The sequence below is a fragment of the Cronobacter sp. JZ38 genome (assembly GCF_008932145.1).
GTDB lineage: Bacteria > Pseudomonadota > Gammaproteobacteria > Enterobacterales > Enterobacteriaceae > Cronobacter > Cronobacter muytjensii.
On the sequence record NZ_CP017662.1, the window covers coordinates 2,283,017 to 2,300,474 of the forward strand.

Sequence of the window (17,458 nt, forward strand, 5' to 3'; positions counted from 1 at the left end):
TATCTCGTCAACTATACTGAAACCTGAATTTATCGTTGGCGCTTAGCAGCGTCAGGTTCCTGAAACCCCGCAGTCTTTCGTGGCTAAGCCCTCGCGGCACGCGAAATGAAAAGAAACAGGAGAGAAAACCATGACGACACGTCCACAACCGCCATTCCCGGAACAGCAGCAGAATGTCCCTGGCAGCACGGCCGAGATGCAGCCGACGCCCGATCACGGTGAAACCAGCTATAAAGGTTCCGGCCGCCTGGCAGGCAAGGCCGCCATCATCACCGGCGGCGATTCCGGTATTGGCCGCGCCGTGGCGATTGCTTACGCCCGCGAAGGCGCTGATGTGCTGCTCTCTTATCTGGACGAACATGACGACGCGAAAGACACCGCGCGTCTGGTGGAAGAGGCGGGCCGCAAGGCCGTGCTGGTGGCAGGCGATATTACCGACGCCGCCCATTGCCGCGCGCTGGTGCAGAAAGCGGCCGATACCTTCGGCAAGATTGACATCGTGGTCAACAATGCCGCCTTCCAGATGACCCGCGAGTCGCTTGATGAAATCAGCGATGAAGAGTTCGACCGCACCATGAAAACCAACCTTTACGGCATGTTCTGGATCTGCAAAGCGGCGGTGCCGCATATGCCAGCGGGCGGTTCGATAATCAACACCGCGTCGGTTAACGCCGACCAGCCGAAACCGAAGCTGATCGCATACTCCGCCACTAAAGCGGCCATTGTCAACTTCTCCGGAAGCCTGGCCGCGCTGCTGGCCGAAAAGGGCATTCGTGCCAATGCGGTCGCGCCTGGCCCAATCTGGACGCCGCTCATCCCGTCCACCATGCCGCCGGAGCAGGTGAAAGAGTTTGGCAGCCAGGTGCCGCTGGCGCGCGCCGGACAGCCAGCCGAACTGGCGCCGGTCTATGTGATGCTCGCGAGCGATGAAGCAAGCTATGTGTCGGGGGCCACTATCGCGGTAACCGGTGGTCAGGCGGTTATCTGATAAAAAGGAGAGAGGGATGCTCAACTATCCGCTTAAGCTGACGACGCCGCTTGCGACACACATTTTCGGCGGCTCGCGCATTAAGACGCAGCTCGGCAAAGCGGAACTGCCCGATACGCGCATCGCGGAAACCTGGGAGGTAAGCGACGTTGACGGCATGATAGCAACCGTCGTTAACGGGCCGCTTGCCGGCACCTCGCTTCGCGAACTGGCGACGCGCTATCCCGATGAACTGGTCGCGCCGGGATGGCGCGGCCCGCATTTTCCGCTACTCAGCAAGTTTATCGACGGCAGCGGCATGCTGCCGGTTCATTTGCACGCGAATGACGACACGGCGCAGCGGCTGGAAAACCAGCCCAACGGTAAAACGGAAGCCTGGCATATTCTCTGGGCCGGGCCTGGCGCGACCTGTCTTGCCGGCATTAAAACCGGCATGAAAAAAGACGCTATCCGCGAGGCGCTGCTGGCGGGCGATTACGACCGCGTGATGTACCGTCTGCCGCTGAAAACCGGCGACACCCTCTACGTGCCGGGCGGTCAGTTGCACTCGTTCGGGCCGGACACCCTTATCTATGAATTAGAACAGACCTCTGATATTCAGCAGCACGCGATGCCGTGGAATATGGAGGATGGCTCGCCGGTGCCGCCTGAAGAACAGGCGCGTAATATCGATAAACTCCTCGACGAACTGCGTCCTGAGCTGCTGACCCAGCCGCAGCGCGGTCTGGTGCTGGAGGAGTGTGATGCCGTGCAGCGTCTCGTCTGCTGCGCCGGGCCCTATTTCGCGCTGGAGCGCTGGCGCTTCGATACCTGTTACGACTACCGCTTCAGCACGGTGCGTATCGTCACCAATATCGGCGCGCCGGTAACCATCAACGCAGGCGGTCAGATAACCAGACTTGAGCGCGCCCAGAGCGTTATTCTGCCCGCCGCGCTTGGCGAGGCGGAATTCTGCGGCAAAGGTGAGCTGCTGGTCGGGTATGTGCCAGATCTGGCGCAGGAGATTATCGCGCCGCTGCGCGCCGCAGGCTACCCACAGACGGCCATTGACGCGCTCGGCGATATCAGCGGCCAACTGCGCTAGCGCAGGGCGGCGCGCTGTTTCTCTAAGCGTCGGTAGAGGGTGCTGCGCGACACGCCAAGCTTGCGTGCCGCAAGGCTCATATTGCCATTAACGCTTTGCAGCACAGCGTCAACATCCGGCGCGGCATGGTCAGAAAGCCGCGCCGGCTCTTCGTTTATCAACTGACGATAGGGAAGCGGCAGGTCGCTTAACGTGACAACGTCACCTTCATCCGCGAGCGCCAGCAACACCTTCAGCAGACTCGCCAGCTGTCGCACGTTGCCCGGCCAGGGCAGGCGGGCGATATGGGCTATCAGATCTGCGGAGAGCGTGACGCCGCGCCGCGCGCCGCCCAGCTCCTGCCACAGCCGCTGGACGAACCGCGGCAGCGCGGGCCATTCGCGCAGCGGCGGAATGCGCAGCCGGTATTCTTCAATACGGTAAAAGAGATCTTCGCGAAACGCGCCGCGCGCCACCATCTCATCAAGCGGGCGATGCGTGGCGCAGATAAGCGTAAAGGTCACCGGCACGGCGCGCGTGCCACCCAGCGGCACCACCGTTTTTTCCTGTAATACCCGCAGCAGACGGGTCTGCATCGTCAGCGGCATATCGCCAATTTCATCGAGAAACAGCACGCCGCCGTCGGCCTCGCGGATTTTACCGAGATATCCCCGGCTGCTGGCGCCGGTAAACGCGCCGGGCTGGTAGCCGAACAGCTCTGATTCAATAAGCTGCTCCGGCAGCGCGGCGCAGTTGATGGCGACAAACGGGCCGTCACGCCACTGGCTCTGCTGGTGCAGGCGGCGGCTCAGGTGCTCTTTGCCGCAGCCGGTTTCGCCGGTAATGCACAAGGCGATACCCGCGTTCAGCAGGCGCAGCGCTTTGCCGGTCTCCACGCCGCTCTCTTCTTCCGGGGCTGTGGCGGGCCGGGCGGCCCAGACGCGACGCGCCGGAAGCTGGCTGCGGGCGTGATAACGCCGCTGATTAACGGCGGTCAGCGCCGCGCCGTCGTCCGCAGGCAGCGCCTGCGGGAACAGCGCGTCGAGCGACAGCGTGCCGATATGCGCGGTTGAGAGATTAAATTCGTCCATCGCCAGCTTATTGGCGGCCACCAGACAGTTATCGCGAAAGGCCAGCAGCAGCTCCTGGGCCGAACCGAGGGCGGCGGGGTCCGCATGCAGGCGCAGCAGCCATTGGCGGGCATCAAGCTGGGCGATAACCCAGTCATGTTCAAGCTGACGCACCGCCTGGCGCATCAGTCTGCCCGCTTCCGGCACCGGTTGCTGCGCGGGCGTGGAAAGATCCAGCACGCCTGCAATATGTCCGTCCGGGCGGAACACCGGCACGCCGTAGCAGTAAAGCCCGGCGTTCTGGTTGAGGAAATGCTGACTGCCGTGGACTTCGCAGGGCGCGTGGAGCGCCAGCGCCGTGCCGATGGCGTTGGTGCCGCGCGCGTGCTCGCCCCACAGGTTGCCGGGAGCGAGCGCCACGCGCTGCGCCTTATGCAGAAACTGGTTATTGCCAAAGGTCTCCAGCACCAGGCCGGTATCGTCGGAGGCCACCACTACCGAGGGCAGGCGGTTCAGGCTCTCACCGAGCCGTTGCATCAGCGGGCGCGCCAGCGTGTTCAGCCAGCCATGTTGCGAACGGGCTTCTTCCAGCAGCGCGCGGCTGACAAAAGAAGTCGCATCGTCGCTGCGGCTCAGGCCATAGCGCTGGCTGCGCTGCCAGGAGTCGTTCAGCGGACACGGAAAAGACAGCTCGTCGCAGTACGGCGTTAAGCCTGCGGAGGTTAACGAGGCGCTGTGCGGCATGGCATTCTCCGGTAGGTGCATATGTTTCAAATATGTAGCAGTTTAGTGTCTCATGTGTTGCGACACATGACACAGTTCCGCGACATTTTCCGGGCCATGCGCTGACGTAAGGGAAAAAGGTTTGCTGTTTTATTTCATTAACACGCTGTTTTAAAAGCATTTAAAAACGAGAGTAAGCGGCACCGCCATTCTGGCATAAGAACTGCTTATCTCTGCCTGCCGCACAGCAGACTGTGCTTAACCGATTGTCGCTACACTGAGGATCCTGCCATGAAATATGCTCACCCCGGTCAGCCTGGTGCTCTCGTTAGCTTTAAACAGCGTTATGGAAATTACATTGGCGGTCAGTTTGTCGAGCCTGTCGAAGGACACTATTTCACCAATGCGACGCCGGTGACGGGCGCGGTGGTGGCGGAGTTCCCGCGCTCAGGCGCTGCCGATATCGAACGCGCGCTGGACGCCGCCCACGCCGCCGCGCCCGCCTGGGGCAAAACCAGTGTGCAGGAGCGCTCGAACCTGCTGCTGGCGATTGCCGATCGCATGGCGGGCCATATCGAACAGCTGGCGCTTACCGAAAGCTGGGATAACGGTAAGCCGGTACGTGAAACGCTGAATGCCGATATCCCGCTGGCGGTGGATCATTTCCGCTACTTCGCCGGTTGTCTGCGCGCCCAGGAGGGCAGCGTCGCGGAAATCGACCAGTACACCGTGGCGTATCACATTTATGAGCCGCTCGGCGTGGTCGGCCAGATTATCCCGTGGAACTTCCCAATCCTGATGGCGGCGTGGAAACTCGCACCAGCGCTTGCGGCGGGCAACTGCGTGGTGCTCAAACCCGCCGAGCAAACCCCGCTGGGAATTTCCGTGCTGATGGAACTTATCGGCGACCTGCTGCCGCCGGGTGTGGTCAACGTAGTGCACGGGTTCGGCCAGGAGGCGGGCGAAGCGCTGGCGCGTAGCAAACGCATTGAGAAAATCGCGTTTACCGGCTCCACACCCGTTGGACGACACATTCTCTCGTGCGCGGCGGAAAATATTATCCCCAGTACCGTCGAGCTGGGCGGAAAGTCGCCTAATATTTACTTTGCCGACATCATGCAGGCAGAGCCTGAATTTATTGAAAAAGCGGCCGAAGGGCTGATTCTGGGCTTCTTTAACCAGGGAGAAGTGTGCACCTGTCCTTCCCGCGCCCTGATTCAGGAATCGATTTACGAACCCTTTATGGAGCGCGTGCTGGCGCGTATGGCCAACATTCGCAAAGGCGACCCCTATGACACTGAGACCATGATAGGCGCGCAGGCCTCTCAGGAGCAGTTCGACAAAATTCTCTCCTATATCGACATCGCGCGCGGTGAGGGCGGTCAGATCCTCGCGGGCGGCGCGCGCCTGAACCACGGCGCGGCGCTGGAGAAGGGCTTCTACATCGAGCCGACGCTGATTAAAGGCGAAAACGAGATGCGCTTCTTCCAGGAGGAGATCTTCGGGCCGGTTATCGGCATCACGACCTTTAAAGACGCGGAACAGGCGCTGAAGCTTGCGAACGCCACGGAGTTCGGCCTCGGCGCGGGCGTCTGGACGCGCGACACCAATCTTGCCTGGCGCATGGGCCGCGAAATCAAAGCGGGTCGCGTCTGGACCAATTGCTACCACCTTTACCCGGCCCATGCCGCCTTTGGGGGCTACAAAAATTCCGGTATCGGCCGCGAAACCCATAAGAAAGCGCTGGAGCATTACCAGCAGGTGAAAAATCTGCTGGTCAGCTACGACATCCAGCCTCTGAACCTTTTCTGATCCATCTGAACTATCCGTTAACGAGGTGACCGATGAAAGTGATGAAAATGAAAGCGGCGGTGGTCAAGGCCTTCGGGCAACCGCTGGAGATCCAGGAAGTTCTGGTGCCGGAAGTGACGCCGGGCAAGGTGCTGGTGAAAATCGCCGCCACCGGCGTTTGCCATACCGATCTCCACGCCGCCGAGGGCGACTGGCCGGTGAAGCCAAACCCGCCGTTTATTCCGGGGCATGAAGGCGTGGGTCATGTGGTGGCGGTCGGCCAGGGCGTGACGCACATTAAAGAGGGCGATCGCGTGGGCGTGCCGTGGCTCTATTCGGCGTGCGGCCACTGTGAACACTGCCTCGGCGGGTGGGAAACGCTGTGCCACGGCCAGCAAAACTCCGGCTATTCAGTGAACGGCAGCTTCGCCGAGTATTGTCTCGCGGACGCCAACTACGTGGGCATTCTGCCGGATAACGTCGATTTCACCAGCATCGCGCCTATACTCTGCGCAGGCGTCACGGTTTATAAAGGGCTGAAGATGACTGACACCAAACCGGGCGACTGGGTGGTGATTTCCGGCATCGGCGGATTAGGGCACCTGGCGATTCAGTACGCCAATGCGATGGGCCTGAACGTGGCGGCGGTGGATATCGACAACGATAAGCTGGCGTTTGCTCAACGTCTCGGCGCGCAGGTCGTCGCGAACGCGCTGGAGGTCGATCCGGGGCGTCATTTTCATGACACCTTCGGGGGTGCCCACGGCGTGCTGGTGACGGCGGTATCGCCTAAAGCGTTCGCGCAGGCCACCACGATGATGCGCCGTGGCGGAACCATGGTGCTAAACGGCCTGCCGCCGGGCAAATTCGATCTCTCTATCTTCGATATGGTGCTGGACGGCACGACGGTGCGCGGGTCGATAGTCGGTACGCGTAAAGATTTGCAGGAGGCGCTGGACTTCGCCGGGCATAACAAAGTGGCAGCGGAGATTGCGGTGGAGCCGCTGGAGAATATCAACGATATTTTCGACCGTATGCGCAACGGTAAAATCACCGGACGTATTGTGGTGGATATGTCGCTGTAAACGCTTAAGCGCCGCAGGGAGGCGGCGCTGGCGTGCGCGGTTAACGCTTACGCTTTTTCATCGCCATAACGATAAAAATTACAATCAGCGCGCCAATAATCATTCCTAATGTATGCATTTTTTTCTCTCACTTCGCAATAACGCCCGTTCAGGCAAGCGGCGCAGTATAGTCAATAACGCATTCAGATTATACCTGGCCTCTGCCCTTAATTATGGGGGTTGTCAGCCGTTATTTATGCTTATTTTGTCAATAGTGACGCGGCGTTATTAAACCCGCGCGGTCAGGTTGCCACTAAAAATATTTCGCTTTATGGTTGGCTTTTTCTGACAAAAGGAAAGGTCATGTTCGGCTTATTGCACAAACTGTCACGTCAGCTTCCCGCGCTTATTCTTTTCTTGTGCATTAACTGGATCATTACGCTCATTCTGCTCGCCAGCGCCAATAAAACCCATCATCCGTCCCTCGTCGGCGCGGCGCTGTGGTTCAATATGCTGTGGATCTGCGCGTATATCGTTGAATTCCAGGGGCACGCGGCGTTTCATGCTCAGGAGCGCGAACGCCTGAAGCGTTTTCTGCCGCGCCAGCAATACAGCCGCGTAAAAGCGCTGGTGTCGATGGCAAGAGCCACAATGTTATTACTCTCAGCAAGCTTTTTGTTGGCGGTCGCGCATGCCAACTCCACGATAGTCTGGTTGCTGGTCGCGGCCTGTTGCGGATTTGGTGCCATCTGTCTCGTGCGTTTTTATCTGCTTTGTTCGTCGGTATTAAGCCCGCAGGCCGCGTCCCTGTTCGGTAAAATCTGGCCGCTGGTGCTCGCTCTGGTGCTCTTTTTGGGGAAAATGCTTGCCAGCACCATTTTACTTGAGTCCTGGGATATTTCCGCTGCGCAAATGCCTTATACCACATGGTGCCTGACACTTTTCATGGCCGCGTTTATTGCCTTTAACGTCGCTTATATTTTGATTATGCTCGTTTCCGCGCTGATGGAAGCGAGCGTGCGGCGACGTAAAAAACGCGTCTCGCTTACCATGGGTAGCCAGATATTACTGGTGGCGGCGTTTGCTGGCATTATGCCCGGTTTAATCATGGCGAATACCCGCACCATTGGTGGCGCGTTATTAAACAATTTTTATCAGTTCGATACCCGCACCACCTTCCGCTGCGGCGATCGTTACCAGACGATTTATGATCTCGGCGAAAAAACGCGTTATTTAGCGGTGGGGGAAAATCAGTATCGTGGGTTTTTTCTGAAGAACGGAGATTTAAATGGCGTGGCGGTAAAATGCACCACCGGCGATAAATTTACCTGGTACCCGGTATTAAGCCGCGAGGAGCTGGGTGCAAACGCCCCTGCCAGAAACAGGGGCGATAAAGATAAGCGTTAAACTACTCGCTGAGTTTCTCCGCTTTGCCCGCGAGCTGCGCCAGGAAGTCGTAGCGTTTTTGCAAATCGGCGGCGGCGTCCTTCCAGAGCTGTTCCGCGACCTCCGGCTGCTGGGCATTGAGACGGCGGAAGCGCTGCTCGGCGAGCAGGGTTTCCGCCAGCGCGTCCGACGGCGGACGTGAGTCAAGCGCCAGCGGCAGCTTGCCTTCGTCGGCGCGGCGCGGGTCGAAGCGGTAGAGCGGCCAGAAGCCCGTCGCGGTGAGCTGGCGCATCTGATCATGGCTCAGCGCCAGGTCGTAACCGTGCTCCTCGCAGGGGCTGTAGGCGATAATCAGCGACGGGCCGGGGTAGGCTTCCGCCTCCTGAATCGCTTTCACCGTCTGGTTGAGCTGCGCGCCGAGCGAAATCTGCGCTACATAGACATGCCCGTACATCATCATGCTCACGCCGAGATCTTTACGCGCCTTGCGCTTGCCGTGTTCGCCGAATTTCGTCACCGCGCCGAGCGGCGTGGCCTTCGACGCCTGGCCGCCGGTGTTGGAATAGCACTGCGTATCCAGCACCAGAATATTGACGTTTTCGGTCAGGCTCAGCACATGGTCGAGGCCGCCGAAGCCGATGTCATACGCCCAGCCGTCGCCGCCAATCAGCCAGATGGATTTCTCCACCAGCGCGTCGGCGTCGGTGAGCAGCTCCTGCGCGCCTTCCACACCCTGTAACTGCTGGCGCAACTGCGCCACCTGCTCGCGGCGCGCCTCAGGCGTGGCGTCGCTTTGCAGCGCCGCGTACAGCGCAGGCGTTAGCTTATCGGCGAACTGCGCCAGCAGACGCTGCACGCGCGCTTTGTGCTGGTCAACCGTTAAGCGGAAACCGAGGCCGAACTCCGCGTTATCTTCAAACAGCGAGTTGGCCCACGCCGGGCCGCGCCCGTTCGCGTCGGTAGTGTAAGGCGTTGAGGGCAGGTTACCGCCGTAAATCGACGAGCAACCGGTGGCGTTGGCGATAAGCAGCCGGTCGCCGTAGAGCTGAGTCAGCAGCTTGATATACGGCGTTTCGCCGCAGCCGGAGCAGGCACCGGAGTACTCAAACAACGGCGTGATGAGCTGTGAGGTGCGGATGTCGATACGTTCAAGTTTGTTGCGATCTATCTCCGGCAGCCCCAGGAAGAAGTCGTAATGGCGTTTTTCTTCCTCCACATGCTCCAGGCGCGACATCATATTGATGGCCTTGATCTCCGGGTTCTGCCGGTCTTTCGCCGGGCAGACTTCGACGCACAAATTACAGCCGGTGCAGTCTTCCGGTGCCACCTGGAGCACATATTTCTGGCCGCGCATATCGCGCGATTTTACATCCAGCGAGGCCAGCGACGCGGGCGCGTCGGCGAGGGCTTCAGGTGCCACCACTTTGGCGCGGATCGCCGAGTGCGGACAGGCGGCGACACAGTGGTTGCACTGGGTACACAGCTCCTCCTTCCAGATGGGGATCGCTTCCGCGATATTGCGTTTCTCCCATTGCGTGGTGCCGAGCGGCCAGGTGCCGTCCGGCGGCAGCGCGGAAACCGGCAGCGCGTCGCCGAGCCCCGCGAGCATCGCGGCGGTGACGGTTTTAACAAAATCAGGCGCGGCATCGGAGACTACCGGCGGGCGCAGATGGCTTCGCGCGTCGACCGGCTGGCGCGCGACGCTGAAAATGGACTCGCGGGCCATCGCCAGCGCCTGCCAGTTACGCGCCACCAGCTCCTGGCCTTTGCTGCTGTAGCTTTTGGCGATAGCGCCCTGCAACGCCTCAAGCGCGCTGTCGCCCGGCAGGATCTGCGTCAAATGGAAAAACGCCATCTGCATGACGGTGTTGATCCGCGCGCCGAGCTGGCATTCGCGGGCGATTTTGGCCGCATTCACCACATACACCCGCGCTTCTTTGTTATTGAGCTCCGCCTGGACCTCCTGCGGCAGCCGGTGCCAGACCTCTTCGGGCGGGTAAGGGGTGTTAATCAGGAAAATACCGCCGGGCTTGAGGCGCTCGGCCATCGGGTATTTATCGATAAACTGCAACTGATGGCAGCCGACGAAATCCGCCTGGCTTACCAGATACGCGGAATTGACAGGCCGCTCGCTGACGCGCAGGTGAGAAACGGTCAGCCCGCCCGCCTTTTTGGAGTCGTAAACGAAATAGCCCTGCGCGTACCACGGCGTGGTGTTGCCGATAATTTTGATGTTGTTTTTGGTGGCCGAGACGCTGCCGTCGCTGCCAAGCCCGTAGAACAGCGCTTCGAGCCGGGCGTGAGAGGGCAGCGTGTTTTCCGGCAGGGGCAGCGACAGATGAGTCACGTCGTCATAGATACCGACGGTAAAGCGCGGCTTCGGTTGCGCGGCGCTGAGCTCGTTAAACACTGCCAGCACGCAGTCAGGGCCGAACTCTTTCGATGAAAGCCCGTAGCGACCGCCGATAACGCGCGGCAGATGGTCACGCTCGCCGCGGTTAAAGGCTTCAGCAAGCGCGGTCATGACATCCAGATAGAGCGGCTCGGCGAGCGCCCCCGGCTCTTTGGTGCGGTCGAGCACCGCGATGCGCTGCGCGCTTTGCGGCAGCGCCGCCAGCAGGTGACGCGCGCTGAACGGGCGGAACAGGCGCACTTTCAGTACGCCCACTTTCTCGCCGCGCGACAGCAGCTCATCCACCACCTCTTCGCAGGTGCCGCTGGCGGAGCCCATCAGAATAATGACCCGTTCAGCCTGCGGGTGACCGTAATAGTCGAACGGCTTGTACTGGCGTCCTGTGGCGGCGGCGAAATCGTTCATCGCCTGTTCGACATGATCATAAACCGCGTTATACCAAGGGTTGGTCGCCTCGCGGGACTGGAAATACGTGTCCGGGTTAGCGGAGGTGCCGCGTATCACCGGGTGCTCCGGGTTCAGCGCGCGGGCGCGGTGGGCGTCAATCTCCGCCTGCGGCAGCAGCGCGCGGATCGTCTCATCGGCGAGCGGCGCGATTTTGTTTATCTCATGCGAGGTGCGAAAACCATCAAAAAAATGAATAAACGGCACGCGGCTTTTCAGCGTGGCGATATGGGCTATCAGCGCAAAATCCTGCGCCTCCTGCACGCTGCCCGCGCAGAGCATCGCACAGCCCGTCTGACGCACGGCCATGACGTCCGAATGATCGCCGAAAATCGACAGCGCATGGGTGGCGACGGTACGCGCCGCCACATGCAACACAAACGGCGTGAGCTGGCCCGCGAGCTTATAAAGCGTCGGGATCATCAGCAGCAGGCCCTGGGAGGAGGTAAACGAGGTGGAGAGCGCGCCGGTCTGGAGCGCGCCGTGGACAGCGGCGATAGCGCCCGCCTCGGACTGCATCTCCACGACGCGCGGCACGTCGCCCCAGACGTTTTTCATGCCGTTGCCGGCCCAGGCGTCGGCCTGCTCCGCCATGGTTGAACTCGGTGTGATGGGATAAATTGCGATAACTTCACTGGTGCGAAAAGCGACTGAAGCGACTGCGCCGTTGCCGTCGATAGTAATCATAAGTGACCCTTACATTGCGCAACATTGTCAGGCCTGCGCAGAAAAACAGACCCTGTAGTAATAAGGGAATTTTAGCAAAGGGCGGAGGGCGGGATTTTCGTTTTTGTGTACTGACTATTTGCAAAGTGAATGGTTTCATGCGAGTGAACACGCGCACGATGCAGAAAAAGGCAAAAAAATGTGTCTTCGTCCAAAAAAGCAGCAGTGCGAATCTCGACGGGCCGCGCCGGGCGGCCTATGATGCTCAGGTTTTGCTTGTCAACGAAAGGGGAGAATCATGCGAGCAGCGTTTTGGGTAGGTTGTGCCGCGTTACTGTTATCGGCATGCAGCAGCGAACCCGTTCAGCAGGCCACTGCGGCGCACGTGCCGCCGGGCATGCGGGCGGCGATGTCGAGCGCAGGCCAGGCGAACTGCGCGATGGTGGGCGGGTCGATGTCCGTTGCGCGTCAGCTTGACGGCTCCACTACCGGCATGTGCGCGCTGCCCAACGGCAAACGTTGCAGCGAAGCGGCGCTCGCCACCGGCGCCTGCGCCGCGTACTGATTACTGCACCAGATCCGCCAGTTTATATACCAGCGTATACTGGCGGTACTTCAGGGTGAGCTGCTGTTTTCCGACGCTCACCGTCGCCCCCTGGCTTAACATCTCGCCAATCAGTTTATCCAGCTCATTAAGCTGCGGCTCGGCGCACAGCATACGCGTCGATGCAAGCCCGTTCACTTTCAGCGTATCGCCATGCAGCTCGCCCTGACCCATAAAACGGTTGCACATGCTGCCAGAGACATGCATATGTTCGCCAAAGCTCAGCTCCGGTACGCGACGCGTGGCATCCAGCGGCGCGCCGTTGACGGTTTGCAGCACGTAGCGGTGGTGTTGCAGCGTTTCCGGGGTGAGGCGCGAAGACGAGGGGGCGGTGCTGTGACAGCCCGCGAGCGTCATGCCCGCCAGTAAAGGGATAAGGATTTTTTTCATGAAGGTCTCCCTGAGGTAAATGACGCGGCGCGCCGTGTGACGCGCCGGTCTGTATCACACCAGTTCGTTGGGGCAGGTCTCGCCGCGCTCCAGCTGGCGCAGGTTTTCAAGCGTGGTTTCAGAGATGCTGATTAACGCCTCTTCGGTCAGGAACGCCTGATGGCCGGTAAACAGCACGTTGTGGCAGGCGGAAAGACGACGGAACACGTCATCCTGGATAACATCGTTGGATTTATCTTCAAAGAACAGGTCGCGCTCGTTTTCATACACGTCCATGCCCAGCGCGCCGATTTTCTGGCTTTTAAGCGCTTCAATCGCCGCCTGAGAATCGACCAGACCGCCGCGGCTGGTGTTGATGATCATCACGCCGTCTTTCATCTGCTCAAACGCATTCTGGTTCAGCAGGTGGTAGTTTTCTGGCGTCAGCGGGCAGTGCAGGGTAATGACGTCTGACTGAGAGAACAGCGTTTTAAGATCGACATACTCAACGCCGAGCTCCAGCGCGGCGGCGCTCGGGTAGGGATCGAACGCGAGCAGGCGCATGCCGAAACCTTTGAGGATGCGCAGCGCGGCGACGCCGATTTTACCGGTGCCGATAACCCCAGCGGTTTTGCCATACATGGTGAAGCCGGTCAGCCCTTCAAGGTTGAAGTTGGCGTCGCGGGTGCGCTGATAAGCGCGGTGAATGCGGCGGTTCAGACACATCATCATGCCCACGGCATGTTCCGCCACGGCCTCCGGCGAATACGCCGGGACGCGCACCACTTTGAGGCCAAGCTCTTTCGCCGCGTCGAGATCGACGTTATTAAAGCCGGCACAGCGCAGCGCGATAAACTTGACGCCATGCTTTTTCAGCTCTTCCAGCACCGGGCGGCTGCCATCGTCGTTAACGAAAATGCAGACGCCGTCACACTGAATAGCGGTTTTCGCCGTGCGCTCGGTTAACAGGAAGTCATAAAATTCAAGATCGAAGCCATATTCCTGGTTAACATGCTGCAAATACTTTTTGTCGTACTGCTTTGTGCTATAAACCGCCAGTTTCATAAGACTTTCTCCAGTGATTTTCTGTGATCACGTTAGCATAATTAAAAATATCGTACAAAGTTTAAAAATTAATTGCCGTACAGGCGCTTACCTCTAAGTTTAGGTCAACTATGCTTTCAGAGCCGCCCTGGCTTCACCTGGCCTGCCAAAGGTGTCACAATAAATGCTTTCCCCGGCATAATTTCTCGCTGAATCAGGATATTAACGGCCCATGAAGGGTAAATACAGAGCCGTCATCGCTTTATTACTTCTGCTTGTGCTGCTGCCGCTCACCCTGTTGTTAACCGCAGGCTACTGGCTGCCGACGCTCGCGGGCGTCTGGCTGCCGCAAGGAACGCGAATCGCGCTGGAGCATCGCCCGCGCCTGACCCGCTCCGCCATCGTACTGCCGGATCTGCGCTATTTCGCAGGCGACTGCGAACTCGCCCGCGCCCATAACGTCGTCTTAAGCCACCCTGCGCGCTGGCGGCTTCATCTTGACGCGCTCACGCTTAACACCGGCTGCTTCAGCGCCATTCCCGACGACCCGACGCCCGGCGCGCCGCGCACGCTTGCCCAGTGGCAATCGATGCTTCCTGAAAGTGACGTAGAGATCGCGCGTCTGACGCTCGTTGACCTCGCCGATTACGTCGGCGCACTGCAGGCGAGCCTGAGTCCACAGGCGCAGGTGGTGACATTTACCGGCGATAATCTGGACGTCAAAGCCCGCCTCGTGGGGCAGGCGCTGCGCATTGAGCGTCTGCGCGTACACGCGTTCGAGGGCCAGCCGCCGGTTTCGCTGCTTGGCGACTTCACGCTGGGCTTGATGCCGGATGGCATTCCCACCAAAGGCGCGGCGCAGGCGCGGTTCTCTCTGCCGCAGGCGCCATACCACGCCCGCGCGGAGCTGGAGTGGCGCGGCGGCGAAGGACAACTGCTGGTGTTCGCCGACGGCGATCCGGACCCGCTACTGGATCTGCCCTGGCAGGCCGGGCACGACGCGTTTGCCTTCAGCGACGGACGCTGGCGCTGGCCTTATCAGGGCTTTCCGCTGAGCGGGCGCGTGGCGCTGCGCGTGGAGAACTGGCGCGGCGGCATTGAGGCGGCGCGCGTCAGCGGGCGCATGAATGTGGTCACGCAAGGGAACGCGGGTAAGGGGAACGCGGTGCTCAGCTTCGGCCCCGGCACGTTGAGCCTGCGCCAGAGCGCCATGCCGCTGCGCATTACCGGCGAGGCCAAACAGAACGCGCTGGCGTTTTACGCGAGCCTGCCCGCCACGCTCGGCGGGCCGCTACTGTCACCCGAGCTGCGCTTTCTGCCGGGCGCGCTGCTGCGCTCGCGCGGTCGCGTCATTGACGCGCTGAATATTGAAGAGATTCGCTGGCCGCTGGCAGGCGTGACGGTGACAGAGAAGGGCATCGACGGACGATTACAGGCCATCGCGCGCGCCAGCGAGCCGGGCCAGGGTGATATGCTGCTGCATCTCGATGGCCGCGCCGAGGATTTTCTGCCTGATGCCGGGCTGTGGCGCTGGCGCTACTGGGGGAATGGCACCTTCGAGCCGATGCAGTCTCGCTGGTCCATCGCCGGGCGCGGCGAATGGCGCGACGAGGTGATAACGCTCAGCGAACTCACTACCCGCTTCGATCGGTGGCGCTACGGCAGCATGACGGTCGAGCACCCCCGGCTGGCGCTCAGCACGCCGGTGCGCTGGGCGAGGGCGCAAGCCGCGCAGGCGCTGGAGGGCGCGCTCACGCTTGACGCCGGGACGACGCGTTTTACCAGCGGCGCGAGCCTCCCGCCGTCGACGCTCAACTTCAGCGTGCAGGGGCGTGACCCGAGCGCGTTCCAGTTTAAGGGCGATCTGCACGCGGGCGACATCGGGCCGGTACGCGTCAACGGGCGCTGGGATGGCGAGCGTCTGCGTGGTCAGGCCTGGTGGTCGCCGCAGCCGCTCGCGGTTTTCCAGCCGCTGCTGCCGCCGGACTGGAAGCTGCTGCTGCGCGACGGCGGCTTTTACGCCCAGGTGGCGTTTTCCGCCGCCGCAGGCCAGGGCTTCGAGGCGGGCGGACATGGCGTAGTGAAACAGGGCAGCGCCTGGACCAAAGACAATCAGTTCAACGGCGTCGATTTCGTGCTGCCGTTCCGCTTTCGCGATGCCACCTGGCAGCTCGGCACGCGCGGGCCGGTGCGGCTGAACATCAAGGAAATCACAAGCCAGGTGCCGGCGCGGGAGATAACGGCGTCGTTGCAGGGCAGTTACCCGTGGAGTGAGGAAAACCCGCTGGTGTTAAGCGACGTCAGCGCCTCGCTGCTTGGCGGGAAAATTCGCATGCAGCAGCTACGGATGCCGCAGCACACGCCCGCGCTGCTGCGCCTTGAGAATATCTCGTCAAGTGAGCTTATCACTGCCACGAATGTGAAACAGGTGGCGCTCTCCGGGGCGATTAACGGCGCGCTGCCGCTGTGGCTTGATAACCCTCAGTGGATTGTGCACGACGGCTGGCTCACCAGCCCCGGCCCGTTAACGCTGCGCGTCGATAAAGAGATGGCCGACGCGATGGCGCACGATAACGCGGCGGCCGCCGCGGCGGTGAACTGGCTGCGCTATATGGAAATTTCCCGCTCCTGGACGCGGCTCGACGTCGATAACCTCGGGGTGTTGCGCATGCGCTCGGAATTTCAGGGCGAAAGCCACGTCGACGGCAAAAAAAGCGGCGTGCGGCTTAACTATCAGCATCAGGAAAATCTTTTCACGCTGTGGCGTAGTTTACGTTTTGGCGACAATTTACAGTCCTGGCTTGAGCAACACGCGACGCTGCCCGCCGCGCGCTGCAAGGCAACGTCAGGGGAGACCTGCGAGGAACAACCATGAAAATCGTAACCGCGCTTCTGTCGGGCATCATCACAATAGCGCTGTCCGGCTGTACGCCGCGCATTGAGGTGGCGGCGCCGAAAGAGCCGATTACCATTAATATGAACGTCAAAATCGAACACGATATCCATATCAAAGTGGATAAAGACGTCGAAGCGTTGCTGCAAAGCCGCAGCGATCTCTTCTGAGGAGGCGAGACGATGAAACGCCTGCTGGTGTTAACGCTGGCGCTGCTGCTGGTAAGCCCTGTCAGTGTCGCGCTGACGCTGGAAGAGGCGCGCGCTCAGGGGCGCGTAGGTGAAACGCTGACGGGCTATCTCGCGCCGGTGACGCAGGATGCCGAGACCACCGCGCTTGTGGCGCGCATCAATCAGGCGCGCGCGGAAAGCTACCGCCAGGTGGCGCGGCAAAATGGCCTGCCGGTCGATGCTGTGGCGACCATGGCGGGCCAGAAGCTGGTGGAGCGCAGCAAAGCCGGTGAATATGTGCGCGGGATTAATGGCCGCTGGATGAAAAAATAGCGCCGTACCTCCCACGGGTAACAGACGAACGCGCGCCCCTGTGTCACGCTCGGGGCGCGTTCTTACAGGAGAAACCTTATGGCAACTGACTATACTCTGCCGCTGGATGGCGCGCCGTCGTTGTCCGCTATCGCCGACACATTGCGCGCCAACGCCGGGCTGTTTAAACATCTGGTGATGTCCGAACATCCGGACGATATCCGTTACGCGTACCAGCCGGAGTCATTTGAGATAACGGAGATGACCGACAGCACGTTTACCTTCCGCTGTCTGGTGCATTATTTTGAGCCGTGCTGCGACCGCAATATGCACGATCCCCGCACCTATACCATTCCTTATCAGGTGCGTGACAACACGCTGTTTTTCGCGCTCGACGAAACGCCGTGGGTGGTGGTGTAACGGTGCCGTTCGCCCATAAAAAAACCGCCCCGGAAGGC

14 protein-coding genes are annotated in these 17,458 nt (G+C 60.4%); 10 read left to right on the forward strand and 4 right to left on the reverse strand.

Annotated features, from left to right (window positions below; all coding sequences use genetic code 11):
• Window positions 1-130 precede the first annotated feature (130 nt).
• A complete protein-coding gene (locus BJP61_RS10870; protein WP_171998314.1) occupies window positions 131-988 on the forward strand; it encodes an SDR family oxidoreductase in 858 nt (285 codons plus the stop codon).
• Window positions 989-1,004: 16 nt separating this feature from the next.
• Window positions 1,005-2,072, forward strand: coding sequence for a class I mannose-6-phosphate isomerase (locus tag BJP61_RS10875; RefSeq protein ID WP_171998315.1), 1,068 nt, complete (start codon window positions 1,005-1,007; stop codon window positions 2,070-2,072).
• Here the strand turns inward: BJP61_RS10875 and BJP61_RS10880 are convergent.
• Window positions 2,069-3,865, reverse strand: coding sequence for a sigma-54-dependent Fis family transcriptional regulator (locus tag BJP61_RS10880; protein WP_171998316.1), 1,797 nt, complete (start codon window positions 3,863-3,865; stop codon window positions 2,069-2,071). The genes BJP61_RS10875 and BJP61_RS10880 overlap by 4 nt on opposite strands.
• A 270-nt stretch (window positions 3,866-4,135) precedes the next feature.
• On the opposite strand from BJP61_RS10880, the gene BJP61_RS10885 reads away from it, so the two are divergent.
• The 3 genes from BJP61_RS10885 to BJP61_RS10895 all read left to right on the forward strand — a co-directional run bounded on the left by BJP61_RS10885 (window position 4,136) and on the right by BJP61_RS10895 (window position 8,106).
• Entirely contained in the window at window positions 4,136-5,656 is a 1,521-nt protein-coding gene (locus BJP61_RS10885; RefSeq protein ID WP_171998317.1) for an aldehyde dehydrogenase family protein, read from the forward strand.
• A gap of 32 nt (window positions 5,657-5,688) precedes the next feature.
• Window positions 5,689-6,720: an alcohol dehydrogenase AdhP gene (gene adhP, locus BJP61_RS10890; RefSeq protein WP_038862750.1), complete on the forward strand. Its 1,032-nt coding sequence runs from the start codon at window positions 5,689-5,691 to the stop codon at window positions 6,718-6,720.
• A 342-nt stretch (window positions 6,721-7,062) separates the two neighbouring features.
• Window positions 7,063-8,106, forward strand: coding sequence for a hypothetical protein (locus tag BJP61_RS10895; RefSeq protein ID WP_171998318.1), 1,044 nt, complete (start codon window positions 7,063-7,065; stop codon window positions 8,104-8,106).
• 1 nt (window position 8,107) lies between these two features.
• Here BJP61_RS10895 and nifJ read toward each other — a convergent pair whose 3' ends face one another.
• Complete coding sequence (nifJ, locus tag BJP61_RS10900) at window positions 8,108-11,629, reverse strand: pyruvate:ferredoxin (flavodoxin) oxidoreductase (RefSeq protein ID WP_171998319.1); 3,522 nt, start codon at window positions 11,627-11,629, stop codon at window positions 8,108-8,110.
• 277 nt (window positions 11,630-11,906) lie between these two features.
• Here nifJ and BJP61_RS10905 point away from each other — a divergent pair, with 277 nt between their 5' ends.
• Window positions 11,907-12,173, forward strand: a complete 267-nt coding sequence (locus BJP61_RS10905; protein WP_038862758.1) for a DUF333 domain-containing protein — start codon at window positions 11,907-11,909, stop codon at window positions 12,171-12,173.
• On the opposite strand, the gene hslJ is transcribed toward BJP61_RS10905, so the two are convergent.
• Window positions 12,174-12,602 (reverse strand): heat shock protein HslJ, encoded by a 429-nt coding sequence (hslJ, locus tag BJP61_RS10910; RefSeq protein ID WP_038862759.1) that lies wholly within the window; start codon window positions 12,600-12,602, stop codon window positions 12,174-12,176.
• A gap of 54 nt (window positions 12,603-12,656) precedes the next feature.
• Complete coding sequence (locus BJP61_RS10915; RefSeq protein WP_038862761.1) at window positions 12,657-13,646, reverse strand: 2-hydroxyacid dehydrogenase; 990 nt, start codon at window positions 13,644-13,646, stop codon at window positions 12,657-12,659.
• Window positions 13,647-13,857: 211 nt separating this feature from the next.
• Here BJP61_RS10915 and BJP61_RS10920 point away from each other — a divergent pair, with 211 nt between their 5' ends.
• From BJP61_RS10920 to BJP61_RS10935, 4 genes are all read left to right on the forward strand, one after another.
• A complete protein-coding gene (locus BJP61_RS10920; RefSeq protein WP_161581184.1) occupies window positions 13,858-16,500 on the forward strand; it encodes a YdbH family protein in 2,643 nt (880 codons plus the stop codon).
• Window positions 16,497-16,688, forward strand: coding sequence for a YnbE family lipoprotein (locus BJP61_RS10925; RefSeq protein ID WP_038862764.1), 192 nt, complete (start codon window positions 16,497-16,499; stop codon window positions 16,686-16,688). Before BJP61_RS10920 ends, BJP61_RS10925 begins: the two co-directional genes overlap by 4 nt.
• Before the next feature lie 12 nt (window positions 16,689-16,700).
• On the forward strand, window positions 16,701-17,021 hold the full coding sequence (locus tag BJP61_RS10930) for a YdbL family protein (protein WP_161581183.1): 321 nt from the start codon (window positions 16,701-16,703) through the stop codon (window positions 17,019-17,021).
• Between the two features lie 78 nt (window positions 17,022-17,099).
• A complete protein-coding gene (locus BJP61_RS10935; protein ID WP_038862769.1) occupies window positions 17,100-17,420 on the forward strand; it encodes a hypothetical protein in 321 nt (106 codons plus the stop codon).
• The last annotated feature ends 38 nt before the right edge of the window (window positions 17,421-17,458 follow it).